Below are 12,093 nucleotides of genomic sequence, written 5' to 3'. Positions count from 1 at the left end.
TTGGGACCGACAGTTTCGGTTATATTCCGTATCTCTTCGAGGACGTTCAGTGGCCCAAGCAGCATCAGCACGTATTGACGGTGAGGCGATCTTCGCAACGCTGCGCAGTGAGATCCTCTCCGGCGTGCACAGCCCCGGTACGCCCATGCGGGAAGTAACCCTGGCCGAACGCTTCGGCGTCTCCCGGACTCCGGTCCGGGAGGCGCTCTCCCGCCTGCAGCAGGAACGCCTGCTGGAGCGGGTGGCACGAGGGCTGCAGGTGCCCGAAATCGATCCGGCACAGGTCATCCAAATCTATGACATGCGGATCATGCTCGAAGAAGAAGCGGCCGGACAGGCAGCCCGCGCGCGGCAGTTCACCGACCTGATGCGGCTGGAGGCCCTGCTGGAACGCGACCGGCAGCTGACGGAGCCTGATGACACCACGCGGATCACCACCAATCTGGAATTCCACGCGGCGGTGTGGGCTTGTGCGCACAATCCAGTCCTGACGGATCTGCTGGAGCGGCTCAGCACGCACCTGGTGCACGCCCCGCAGTCCACGCTGTCCGTGGAGACCCGCTGGGATACCGCACTGGCCGAGCATGCGGCCCTGATCGAGGCCATTGAGCGGCAGGACGTGGATGAGGCACGCCGGATTGCCCGTGCACACATGGAAACAGCGCGCCAGATCCGCCTGAAGCTCCTGCGCGAAGGGGCGCTGCGTCAACCGCTCCGGCCGTTCACGCGCTAGTGCTGCGGGGCGTAGGTCAGCGGTTCCGTGATCCACTCAATGTCGCTCCACGGATCCATCCGCTGCAGGATGTCGAAGCTGGTGCGGCAGAAGTCCACCACCGCACGCTGGGGATCGGGGGTGGAGAAAGCGTCCTTGAGGGTGAGGATGAATTCGCTGGACTTGGTGAGGAACTCTGCCTGGGGCGGCGCCAGCATGCTGCCGTAGCTGCCGATGTTGGACAGGAACGGATAGGGCATCACGTAAAACGCCGGTTCGATGGAGGACGGGTCGCCGGGCCAGAAACCGAACTCGCAGAACCGCTCATCGAAGCTGTTTGCGGCAATGGCTCCCTTGCCCGGATAGGGAGCGGACTGGCCGCTGTAAATCGCTCCGGAGATGTCCATGGTGCCGAACCAGTACGCCGGCAGATGCACCTTGCCGCGCACCGGTGCCAGGAACTGTGACAGGCTCCGCTGGGCGAAGTGCAGGTTGTCCAGGAACAGTTCCACGGCATGCCTGTCGTAGCTGTGATGCTTGGTGTCGGCATCAAAAGGCACTGGATCATAGAATTCCTGCGGCTCCGTGTTGATGGGCGTGGGAGCTTCGATGAACTCAAGGGCATCCATTAGCTGCTGGTAGAAGCCTGCCACGCTGAGCCCGTCGGTGAGGTCCAGCCGGGTGCGGATGTAATTGGTGTTCTGCACATCGACGTGGTGCTCACGCAGGTTGAAATAGATCTCGAAGTTGGTGTCCGGACCGGGGATAACGCCGGTGCCGATACCCTGCACCGTCAGCGGCATCCGTACGTGCGCCCACTCCGGTTCCGGACAGCTTCGTTCCACTTTCACCTTGCCGGCCATCTGCAGGAACAGGTGCAGGGTATCCGCGGTGGCCTGCCAGTCGGGATAGTTCAGGAAGTTCTTGTCCATGGGAAGCACCTCTGCTCGGGGACGGACCTCGCACCTGCTGCTCTTAGTGTGAAACCCGCCCCCGGACACGGTCAACGGCCGCGATTACGTGGACAGGGGTGTCCGGCGTTCGGCGTCGTCTGCCAGGACGGCCTCGCTGAGGGCCTCGCCGCGGCGCTCGTCGCTGTAGACCATAAGGGTTGATCCCACCAAGGCAAGGACAATGGCAATCAGCCCGTAGGTGGAAGGCAGCGTCTGGTACACCGCAAGGGATACAACAATGGTCAGTGCCGGCGCCAGCGCATTCGTGACCGGTGAAACGATGGACGCCTTCCCCCGGCTGAGCGCCATCACGAGGAACAGGGCGCCTACGGCATTGAGCAGCTGGGTTGCGGCGGTCAGGGCCGGTGCCTGCCACGGGCCATCAAGCGGGATTCCGCCGCCGGCTACAAGTGCAACAGGTGCGAGCAGCAGGCCGGTGATTGCCATCCAGGCGAAGGTGGTCGCGTCATTCACGCCGATGGTTGCCGCTTTGCGCATAAAGAACGCCTGCACGCCCCAGGCTACGCAAATCAGGATTGAAAGGAGCAGCCAGGTCCCCGCACTGGCATCGTCATCCCCGCTGGAGATGCTGAAGAGGACCAGTGCGGCAAGGACGGCCACCAGCCCGAGTACTGCAATCTTGGTGAGTCTCTCCCGGAGGAAGACGATCGCCATCACAACAGTGATGGCCGGGGAGATCGAGATGATCGGAAAGATGAGGTATGCCGGTCCGCGGGACAGTGCCTCGAAAAGAAGCAGCTGGCCGCCTGCGCCGGTCAGCCCCACAAGTACGCCGTATACAGCCGCCATGGGACGCCGGTCGAATTTCTGCCGGCGGAGGGCAAACGCCGCCGGAATGATCATGGTTAGTGACCAGATCACGTACACCATTTCGTTCGGATATCCGTAGAGCGTGGTGGGAGAGGCGGAAAAGGCGCCCCAAACGCCCCAGAAAAGAATCAGGAGCGAAGCGTAGACAATCCAGGACTGGGTTTTCCTCATGGTGGTGTCCTTAGGTCGTGGGTTGCAATTGCTGGAGGTTCTCGAGCGCCGGATCGGACAACGGTTGGCCCGCAGCCCGTGCGGCATACAGGGCAGCCCCAATTCCCGGCCCGAGGAGAGGCGTGCGAAGTTCGTAGCGGAACGCGCGGAATCCGATCGCATCGCTGAACATGTTCCGCATGTAAGCGGAACCGAACATTCCGCCGGAATAGGAAAGCGGAACCGCTTCGTCTGCGCAATAGCTGAGGTTCATAGCGGTGACGTCGACAATCTGCACAAGTTCACGGCACGCGTCACGGATGATTTCCGCGGCAAGTCCGTCGCCCAATTCCGCGGCCTGGACCACCGTCTTTGACAGGTCCGCGATTGCCATCCGCCGGCCGTGCCACTCGTTTTGGACAATGCCGACCAGGTCCAGGTCGTTGGAGATATTCATGCGTGCCCGCATCACGTCGTAGAGCTCGCTTCGCTGCTTCCGCCCGTCGCTCATCCGTGAAAAGGCATTCAATCCGCGCACGGCAATCCAATATGCGGATCCTTCGTCCCCGAACAGCTCGCCCCACCCTCCTGCCCTATAGGTACGGCCTGCGCGCTCGCCGTAGGTCATGGAACCGGTCCCGCTGATGACGTTGATGCCGTCCGCTGCAGCGAGCGAGCCGGACCATCCGCAAATCATGTCGTTGTCGCACGAGTAGCGGGACGATCCCAGAATGCCCTCCGGCATGGCACGGAGTTCCGCCACATCCCCGCTGACCTCTCCGTAACCCGGGAGCCCGAAAAATGACTGTGTGATGTCTGCGGGGGCTATGCCTGATTGCAGGGATATTTCTTCTATGCCTTTGCGCAGAACTGTTGCTACAAGCTCAATGCCTTCGTCCACGTAGTAGCAGCTTGGCTGCTCCACTTCGGCCAGTACTCGGCCGGTTGCGTCAATCAGGACAAACGCTGTTTTCGTTCCTCCTCCGTCAACACCTAAATATGTACGCATTCCGGTGGCTGTAGGCGCAGTAAATCCAGGCATGGCCCGCTCCTTTTGGCGTTTGCGTCCCGCGTCGTACCTGCGATGAGTAAAGTGTTCGCTTTGCGCAATAAATATCAATACCCGGTGCTAAAGTGAGCAGAAATTTTGCGCGGATGGGAGGCGGCCGCCATGTCAGACCGGGGAATAGAGGAACTCCGCCCCCATGCCATCAGCAGGAAACGCCTCAACCGTATGCACCGGATATTGTCCGTGCTTCACAACGAGCACTATGCCTCCCTGGACGGTCTCGCCCAGCAATTAGGGCTATCCAAAGCGACCCTTCGACGCGACTTGGCCGCCCTGGATGAACAGGGGCTCTTGATCAGGACACACGGCGGCGCAAGGGCCAGGGGCTCGAGCAGGGAGATTCCGGTGCGGCTGCGGGACGCCCAGGCGCCGGGGACCAAAAGCCTTATTGCACGGCAGGCGGCGCTCATGATTCCATCAGGGCCCCACGCCCTTGCAGTCAGCGGCGGCACCACGACGCAGGAAGTCGTACGCGCTCTCCACTATCGAACGAACCTGACCATCATTACGAACGCATTGACCATTGCCGTCGACTGCGCCGCGAATCCGAGGCTGAACGTCATCATCACCGGGGGTACCGTCCGCGCCAGCTCGCTCGAGGCAGTGGGGCCGCTATCCGAATCGGCCTTCGCGTCAATGAACATCGGCACTGCTGTCCTTGGCACTGACGGGATCAGCGTCGAGGGCGGAGTGACTACCCATGACGCCACGGAGGCCCGGACCAACCGGGCGATGGTCGAGGCGGCCCAGCGCGTTATTGTCGTTTCCGACGGATCAAAGGTCGGCAAAATGACCCTGGCGAAAATGGCGGAACTACGTCAGATCGACGATTTCCTGACAGATGAAACCGCAGACCCGACGGCGTTGGAGAAGATATCCCGGGCGGGTGTAAGGGTCCACGTTGTGGCCCGCGCCCGCTAGCCCGCGAGGGGAAGGAGGGACTGCTCCCTGCTGCCGCCGACAACTGTCCGCAGGTTTTCCGGGTAATCCGTAATCACAGCGTCCACCCCCAGCGCCAGGACCTTCGCGCTGTGTGCCGGAGCATTGACCGTGTAGACCCACAGGCCCAGTCCGGCAGCGCGGACCGCTGCGGCGCCGTCGTCGGTAAGGCACAGGTGATTAGCCACCACCCCGGCTGTCCGCGGATCCAACCCGTCCAGGAGCAGGGCGTCCGGATCGGCGTCGACCAGCTGCCATGCCGGCAGGTTGCAGTCAGCCGCCTTGCCCACGGCGGCGGGGTCAAAGGAACTGACCGTCACCGGCCGGGTTTCGCGCAGCCGCACCCAGTCATCATGGTCGGCCAGCATTGAGGCAAGGGCCTGTTCAACGCCCGGCGAGCTGGCCGGCGCCTTGATCTCCAGGTTGATGCCCAGGTCAAAACCCACCGCCTCGGGAAGGTCGGCGAGGAAGAGCACCGGCTCTCCGGCGTACTGCGCGTCGAAATACGCTCCGCAATCCAGCCGGCGAAGCTCTCCTGCAGTAAAGGAAGTGATCGGATCGCCGGCCCGCAACGGGTAGACCTGCGCCACGTTGGTAGTGCGGAAGCCGGTCTCGTCGTGGAAAAGGAACAACTCGCCGTCGGCCGTGAGGCGGACATCGGTTTCGATCATGTCGGCTCCGGCTGCACGCGCCCGGGCGAAGGAAGCCGCTGTGTTTTCGGGTGCCGAACCGCTGTTCCCGCGGTGCCCCACCACCAGCGGAGGGTGCCCTTGAAGTGCCGTCTGTCCTGTCTTGTATGCCACCTGCGGGGTACCTCGTCACACTTCGCACATTGATGTTGCAGCCGCCGCCGGACGGTGGCTCGTCCACTTCGACGTTAGGCCTCCCGCGGGCCTGGCGCCGAACTTCGTGCCCAACGCCACGGCTGTATGTGTGCCACGCTAACTGCCCGGATTTACGGGGTCGCGAACGCTAGGCTAACGGTGCGTGAACACCCCGCTTGGGGGTTCGCGGGCACTGTCAGGGGAAATATGCGGTTACACCATGTCCAGGTTTCAATGCCGGCCGACGGCGAAGACTCCGCCCGGCGCTTCTACGGCGAGGCGCTGGGCCTGACGGAGGTGCCCAAGCCGCCGTCGCCGAACGGTTCCACTGCAAGGACCCGTTCGGAAACCGGGTGGAGATCCTCTCCCCTCCGGCAGAGGTTTCGGCGTTGAGTATCCAGCAGCCGGTGGAAGAGATCCGGGACGAGATCCTTTCAGCCGCTGCCGCTGTCCGGGACGCAGCCCGCCTGGAGAACGACGACTGGCGATCCGGGGTGGCCGCAAGGATCGAAGGGTTGTTTGCGGGTGTGACCGAAGCGGGCGACCTGCGGGAGCGCGCTGCCGATTGTCTTGGCCTCTATGGCGGAATGGGGTCCTTCTCAGACGTTGGAACCGAACTCATGTCTGATGCCGTGTCCAAGCTGCGCGTTCCCCTGGTCCGTGCGCGGGCCTTCGAGGCCGAATAGACCGGAGGCGAGATGGAACCTGCTGGCCCAAGTATCAGTATGCTGATCTTCGGTAAACGGAGAGAGGAACGTCTTTGGGCTCGTGGTATGACGCGTTGCTGTGGGGAACGGTGGCCGGATCGGCGCTGGTAATCGGGTCCGCCATTGCGTGGAAATGGCATATCCCGGCGAAGATCGTCTCTTCGGTGATGGCTTTCGGCGCCGGTGTTTTGATTTCCGCCCTGGCCTTTGAGCTGGTGGACGAGGCCGTGGAATCCGGCGGCCTCGCGGCCACCGTCTGGGGTTTCCTCGCCGGCTCGGTGGCGTATGTGGGGGCCAATACCCTGCTGGCCCGGGCCGGTGCCCGGCACCGGAAGCGTTCCGGGGACAAGCACCCCCGCGAGGAGGACAGTCCGGGCAGCGGCGGCGCCATTGCAGTGGGTGCACTGCTGGACGGCATTCCGGAATCCGTAGTGCTGGGTTTGGGGCTGGTGACGGCGTCAGCGGTCAGCCCGGCCATGCTTGCTGCTGTCTTCATTTCCAACGTGCCCGAGGGGCTTTCCAGCACTGCGGGTATGAAGCGTTCCGGGCGCAGCGCCAAGTACGTTTTCGGCGTGTGGGGCGGTATCGCGATCTTGTGCGGGCTGGCGTCGTTGCTCGGCTTTGTTGCCCTGCAGGGTGCACCCGTGGAGCTGATCGCCTTCATTACTGCCATTGCCGCCGGGGCCATCCTGGCCATGCTCGCGGACACGATGATTCCCGAGGCTTTCGAAGAGAGCCACGTGCTGACCGGTCTGATTGCTTCCTTCGGGTTCCTGGTCGCCTTTTCCATTCACCGTTTGGGCTGAGTACCGGGCAGGGGTGGCGTCAGGGCCGGGCGGGTTTCACGTGTCCGGAAAGTCCCGTCCGCGAATCAAGGCCAGCCCGAGGTTGTGGCCCGCTTCTGCCATGACAGCGCTGCCGTAGTCCGCAAAGCCGCCCGCTCCCCCGCGGTACAGTTCCAGCGCCTTGGCAGCAGATCGACGCAGCGACTGCTCATCGGTAATTCCTGTAAACATGGCTTCCACCCAATCAGCCACGTTCTCCCGCTGCTCATCGTCGTCGGTGAGTGCTGCGTGACGAAGCCCCCTGACTGCCGAAAGAACGCCGTCACGCACTTCTGCCACGGCTTCCTGCCCGGTGGGCGGTGTTCCGTCCTCAGTCCGGTGAGCAGAAGTGAGTTGCCGGACCTCGAAGGAGGCAGCGGCACTTGGGGCCGTCTCGCCGCGAAGCCGTTCCATTCCTTGGACCGCTTCCGATCGGCTGGCGAACTGCGGGCTCCGGCGGATAAAGTCGCCGTTTTCTTCAAAAACCCGGTATTCCCACAACGGGCGCGGATACGAATGCTGGACCAAGGCCCACGGCCCGTCCCCTAGCTCGAAACGGGGGTTTGAATACCTCAAAGATGCTCCTTCTGTATTACCTCACCAGCCGGAGCAATCAGCCGTCCCCTGCCACCTGCGGGTCGCGGGTCGCGGGTCGCGGGTCGCCCCCATGGCGAGCCTACCCCCGCCGCCAACGTTGCCGGGCAACCGGCGATGTGTGCCTTCCAGCGCGGCCCTCCGGGGAGAAACATGGTCAGTTTTTGGAGGGTAGGTAGCGGTGTCAAAAAGACGGGTATTTGGAGTTTCCTACAAGGTCGTTTTGACCCTCTTTTGGGGCCGGAATTGTCAGTGCCGGATGAAATCCTTGAGGCATGGATCAGCTCGGGAACACCGAACGGATAACTGAAGAAGCAGGGTCTGAACACCAGTCGGCTAAAGGCCAGGCTGGTAAGGCGGGTGCCTCCGACTCGGAGCGCACACTCGCAGTCTTCCGGGCTGATTTGCATGTAGCGGTTAACGACGCCGGACAAGTCGGCGGTGGCTTCGACGCCGCGGCCTCCACCACCGCCTATGCCGGCGCTGCCGGAAATCCAGGCGCTGCCGGAGATCCAGGTTTTGACTCCGGTTTTCCGGACGGTTTCAGCGGGGTGCTGGCCCTGCAGAACCTGGAATCCTTTGACGAACAGGCCACCTGTGATGTTTTGGCCCGCGTGGTGCATCTGGTGCGTTGGACACAGGCACAGGAGGCCCGCTTGATCCACCATCTGGAGGAACTCTTCCGGTCCGGTCTCGGCAAGGATGCGGGCCGGGAAGAAGCCGGGCTCGCGTTCAGCCTCGCAGCTTCGGAATGCGCAGCTATTTTGAACGTCCCGCAGACCACCGCGCAGGGAATGATGTTCGAAGCGGACAGGCTCTGCAGCACCCATACCGCCACCCTGGCCGGATTGGAAGACGGACGGCTCAGCTACGGGCACGCTCAAGTGGTGCTCGACCAGTGCGAGACCATCCCCGCGGCGGAGCTTCCCGGGTTCGAGTCCGAACTGCTGACCAAGGCAGAAGGCGTAACGAGGAGCCAGTTCTGTGCCAAGGCCAGGCGGCTAAGGGAGCGCAAATACCCGGAGACCGTTCCTGAGCGGCATCTGACGGCCTTCGATAAGCGGCGCGTCGTCCTGGACCGGGACGAGGACGGCATGTCGTGGCTGTCGGCGCATTTGCGGGCCGCGGAAGCCCAGCAGATCTACACGGCCTTGAGCACTGCTGCCCGCGGTGAACAGGCCGCCGGTGACTCCCGGACTGCGGACCAGCTGCGCGCCGATGTCCTGGCCCAGCTGCTGATGGGCGGCCTCGGCTCAGCCCCGTCAGGTGCACGAAGTGGAGCGGGCGCCGAAGCAGGCGGTGGAGCAGGCAGCGGAGCAGGCGGTCGAGCAGCCGACCGTGCAGGCGGTCGAGCAGCCGGCGGAGCAGGCAGCGCGCCTGCCGATGCCGATCCCGACGCCTCAACGGTCCTGCCGCGGGCGGAAATCATGGTCCTGATCAACGCCGAAACCCTCTTCGGTGCCAACGAGGAGCCGGCTGAGCTCCACGGCTACGGTCCGATCAGCGCCGAAGAAGCACGCCGACTGGCCCGCAACGCTGCGGGGGGGGACAGGTCTGGCCCAGGATCCGAAGACCGGCGAAATCCTCGGCGTGGGCAAGCGCCGGAAAGTCCCCGCCGGACTGGCCCGCTGGCTACGCGCCCGGGACGGGACCTGCCGGTTCCCCGGTTGCAGGGTCAGCACCGCCGTCACGGAAATTGACCACACCATCGACTGGGCGGCAGGTGGTCCTACCGAGCACGGCAACCTTGAACACCTGTGCCGCCGGCATCACCGCTTCAAGACCCTGGGCTTCTGGAAGGCCTCCCAGCCCACGCCGGGCGTGATCGAGTGGACCTCACCCACGGGGCGGGTTTATCGTACGGAACCCTTCCTGGAATTCGGATCTGCACCCTCAACGCGTGAGTCGGGCGACGTGTTGGAGCCCGCCCCCTTCTGAAAGCCTGTGCCCCAGCGGCCGGGGATCACCCTCCGCCTTCCGCCCTCAGCTCCCCGTTCCCCGCGACCCGACCGGTGCAGCCACCGGCGCCGTGCTCTGCCGCACCACCAGTGACGTGGCCAAATCCAGTCGCAGGTTGTTGGGCCGCTCCCCCTCGAACAACCTCACCGCCATCCGAGCTGCTTCCTCGGCCATCTCGATCAGCGGCTGGTGTACTGTGGTCAGCGCCGGGCTGGACCACTGCGCCACCTGCAGGTCGTCATACCCAACAATGGACAGCTCCTCCGGAACGCTGATGCCCAGCTGCCGGGCGGCGTCGAGCACCCCGAGCGCCTGCAGGTCGCTGCCCGCAAAAATGGCGGTGGGCCGGTCCGGCAGGGAGAGCAGTTCCAAGGCGTGGTCGCGGCCGCCGTCCACATGGAAGTTCCCGTACCGGATCAGCTCCCGGTCCAGGGGCAGGGCTGCAGCATTGAGCGCGGAACTGTAGCCGTCAATCCGGGCCAGGGAACACATCATGTCCTCCGGCCCGGTAATGGCGGCAATGCGCGTGTGCCCCAAATCGATCAGGTGCCGGGTGGCCATCATGCCGCCGGACCAGTTCGCCGAACCCACAGAGGGCACATCCGGCGCCGGGTCACCAGCCGGATCGATGATGACAAAAGGAATGGACCGTGCTTCGAGTTGGCGGCGCGAGTCCTGGGCCAGGTCGGAGAACACCAGCACGACGCCGACCGGCCGGCGGGCAATCACGCCTTCCACCCACTCGGGCGACGGCGCGTGCCGGGTACCGCTTTCGGTCAGGACCACGCTCAGCCCCTTTTCACGGGCCACATTCTCCACCCCGCGGATGATCTCCAGCGCCCACGCACTTTCGAGTTCGTGGAACACCAGCTCGAGCAGCCGCGACTTCGCTCCTCCCTTCCGCCGGTACCCGTGATCCTCCAGCAGCGCCTCCACTTTCGCCCGGGTGGCCCGCGAAACATCGGACCTGCCGTTCAATACTTTCGAAACTGTGGAGAGGGAAACATCGGCTTCCGCAGCCAGATCAGCCAGGGTGACCGGGCTCTGCGGGACGGATGACGGCATGAAGTGCCCTTCGGTGAGGCGATACAAAAACGGAAACCAGTTTATCCAAAAGTGTTGCGCATCACATTACGCCCAACTTATGCTGACCGCGTCAAGTAACTTTCGATCAATATACCGAAACTTTCGGAAGGTGTTCAAAGATGAACAAGCCCTCGCTACGGACCCCGGTCCTGGCCGCAGCCAGCACGCTGGCCCTCGGCCTCACGCTGGCCGGCTGCGGAGGAGGCGGCGAATCCGCATCCTCAGACCGTCCCGAGAACGAGGTTCACGTCCTCGTTTACGGAGACGCGAGCAACGACGTCGAAACCGCCATGGTGGACCGCTTCAACGAAACCTCCGATGTAAAGGTTGTCCTGGACACCATCCCCGGCGCCGACTACCAGCAGAAGCTCCAGACGGTGATGAGCACCGACGCCGCACCGGACATCTTCTTCAACTGGGGCGGAGGCAGCATCTCCAACTTCGTGGACGCTGACCTGCTGATGCCGCTGGATGACTTCATCGAAGAGGACCCGCAGCTCAAGGACGCCTTCCTGCCCTCGGTGTTCGACGTCGCCACGGTGGACGGCACTCCCTACGGCATCCCGATGCGCGGCACCCAGCCGGTCATGCTGTTCAACAACAAGGAAGTCCTCGCCTCTGTGGGCATCACCGAATCCCCGAAGACGTGGGATGACCTGCTCTCCGCCGTCGACAAGCTCAAGGCAGCCGGCAAGACGCCCATTGCCCTGGGCGGAGGCGATGAATGGCCCACCCAGATGTGGTTCTCCTACGTTTATGACCGGGTGGCAGGTCCGGAACTCTTCCAGACCGCACTCGACGGCGACACCAGCGTGTGGGACTCCGAAGAGAGCCGGGAAGCCCTGGGCAAGCTCCGCGACCTGGTGGATTCCGGCGCCTTCGGCACCAACTTCCAGTCCGTGAAGTTCACCGACGGCGGCTCCCCCGCGCTGCTGGCAGGCGGACAGGCCGGCTTCGAACTGATGGGCTCCTGGGAGTACTCCACCATCCGGGACACCAACCCTGACTTCGTGGCCACCAACTTGGGCTGGAGCACGTTCCCCGAGATTGAGGGCGGGAAGGGCGACGCCGCCAATCTGGTGGGCAACACCAACAACTACTATTCCGTCCTCAAGGACACCCGGTACCCGGACACCGTGCGGGACTTCCTGAAACTGATGTACTCGGATGAATTCGTCCAGGCGCAGATGGCCACCGGCAACCTGCCCACCACCACCAGCACCGAGCAGTTCCTGGACCAGGCGACCAACCCGGAGTATGCCCGCTACCAGTTCGAGCTGGTGCAGGACGCCCCGAACTTCCAGCTCTCCTGGGACCAGGCCTATCCGCCGGCCGCCACCCCCACCATCCATAGCGCCGTGGCCGATTTCTTCGCCGGAAGCATCGACGAAGACGGTTTCATTTCGGCCATGCAGTCCCTGAAGAAGTAAACCGGGGCAAAGGCC

Annotated in this window: 12 protein-coding genes; 6 read left to right on the top strand and 6 right to left on the bottom strand. The window is 63.6% G+C overall.

The genetic code is table 11. The annotated features are described in order from the left end of the window. Nucleotides 1-49: 49 nt before the first annotated feature. Complete coding sequence (locus tag QNN98_RS11895) at nucleotides 50-733, top strand: GntR family transcriptional regulator (RefSeq protein WP_227914365.1); 684 nt, start codon at nucleotides 50-52, stop codon at nucleotides 731-733. Here the strand turns inward: QNN98_RS11895 and QNN98_RS11890 are convergent. The 3 genes from QNN98_RS11890 to QNN98_RS11880 form a co-directional block, all read right to left on the bottom strand. After that, a complete protein-coding gene (locus QNN98_RS11890) occupies nucleotides 730-1,644 on the bottom strand; it encodes a DUF5996 family protein (RefSeq protein WP_227914368.1) in 915 nt (304 codons plus the stop codon). The two genes, QNN98_RS11895 and QNN98_RS11890, sit on opposite strands and share 4 nt — an antisense overlap. 84 nt (nucleotides 1,645-1,728) lie before the next feature. Beyond that, nucleotides 1,729-2,667, bottom strand: a complete 939-nt coding sequence (locus QNN98_RS11885) for a DMT family transporter (RefSeq protein ID WP_283997347.1) — start codon at nucleotides 2,665-2,667, stop codon at nucleotides 1,729-1,731. A 10-nt stretch (nucleotides 2,668-2,677) separates the two neighbouring features. Next, nucleotides 2,678-3,655: an N-acetylglucosamine kinase gene (locus QNN98_RS11880; protein WP_283997345.1), complete on the bottom strand. Its 978-nt coding sequence runs from the start codon at nucleotides 3,653-3,655 to the stop codon at nucleotides 2,678-2,680. Between the two features lie 162 nt (nucleotides 3,656-3,817). Between QNN98_RS11880 and QNN98_RS11875 the strand changes: the two genes are divergently transcribed. Further along, nucleotides 3,818-4,636 carry a DeoR/GlpR family DNA-binding transcription regulator gene (locus QNN98_RS11875; protein WP_227926855.1) on the top strand — a complete coding sequence of 273 codons (819 nt, stop codon included), beginning with the start codon at nucleotides 3,818-3,820 and terminating at the stop codon, nucleotides 4,634-4,636. On the opposite strand, the gene QNN98_RS11870 is transcribed toward QNN98_RS11875, so the two are convergent. After that, nucleotides 4,633-5,457, bottom strand: coding sequence for a glycerophosphodiester phosphodiesterase (locus tag QNN98_RS11870; RefSeq protein ID WP_227926854.1), 825 nt, complete (start codon nucleotides 5,455-5,457; stop codon nucleotides 4,633-4,635). The genes QNN98_RS11875 and QNN98_RS11870 overlap by 4 nt on opposite strands. 410 nt (nucleotides 5,458-5,867) lie before the next feature. Here QNN98_RS11870 and QNN98_RS11865 point away from each other — a divergent pair, with 410 nt between their 5' ends. Together QNN98_RS11865 and QNN98_RS11860 are read left to right on the top strand one after the other, a co-directional pair. Then, on the top strand, nucleotides 5,868-6,164 hold the full coding sequence (locus tag QNN98_RS11865) for a hypothetical protein (protein WP_227926853.1): 297 nt from the start codon (nucleotides 5,868-5,870) through the stop codon (nucleotides 6,162-6,164). Nucleotides 6,165-6,238: 74 nt separating this feature from the next. Then, nucleotides 6,239-6,991 carry a ZIP family metal transporter gene (locus tag QNN98_RS11860; RefSeq protein ID WP_227926852.1) on the top strand — a complete coding sequence of 251 codons (753 nt, stop codon included), beginning with the start codon at nucleotides 6,239-6,241 and terminating at the stop codon, nucleotides 6,989-6,991. A gap of 36 nt (nucleotides 6,992-7,027) precedes the next feature. Here QNN98_RS11860 and QNN98_RS11855 read toward each other — a convergent pair whose 3' ends face one another. After that, nucleotides 7,028-7,423, bottom strand: a complete 396-nt coding sequence (locus tag QNN98_RS11855; RefSeq protein WP_283997340.1) for a hypothetical protein — start codon at nucleotides 7,421-7,423, stop codon at nucleotides 7,028-7,030. A 455-nt stretch (nucleotides 7,424-7,878) separates the two neighbouring features. Between QNN98_RS11855 and QNN98_RS11850 the strand changes: the two genes are divergently transcribed. Then, nucleotides 7,879-9,303, top strand: coding sequence for a DUF222 domain-containing protein (locus tag QNN98_RS11850; protein ID WP_283997338.1), 1,425 nt, complete (start codon nucleotides 7,879-7,881; stop codon nucleotides 9,301-9,303). A 283-nt stretch (nucleotides 9,304-9,586) separates the two neighbouring features. On the opposite strand, the gene QNN98_RS11845 is transcribed toward QNN98_RS11850, so the two are convergent. Further along, a complete protein-coding gene (locus QNN98_RS11845) occupies nucleotides 9,587-10,627 on the bottom strand; it encodes a LacI family DNA-binding transcriptional regulator (RefSeq protein WP_283997336.1) in 1,041 nt (346 codons plus the stop codon). A gap of 140 nt (nucleotides 10,628-10,767) precedes the next feature. Between QNN98_RS11845 and QNN98_RS11840 the strand changes: the two genes are divergently transcribed. After that, nucleotides 10,768-12,078: an ABC transporter substrate-binding protein gene (locus QNN98_RS11840; protein ID WP_283997334.1), complete on the top strand. Its 1,311-nt coding sequence runs from the start codon at nucleotides 10,768-10,770 to the stop codon at nucleotides 12,076-12,078. The last annotated feature ends 15 nt before the right edge of the window (nucleotides 12,079-12,093 follow it).

This window comes from Arthrobacter sp. zg-Y1143 (assembly GCF_030125565.1).
Lineage (GTDB): Bacteria > Actinomycetota > Actinomycetes > Actinomycetales > Micrococcaceae > Arthrobacter_B.
The sequence above is the reverse complement of the archived record's forward strand: the minus strand, read 5'-3'. Positions and strand labels throughout refer to the sequence as shown.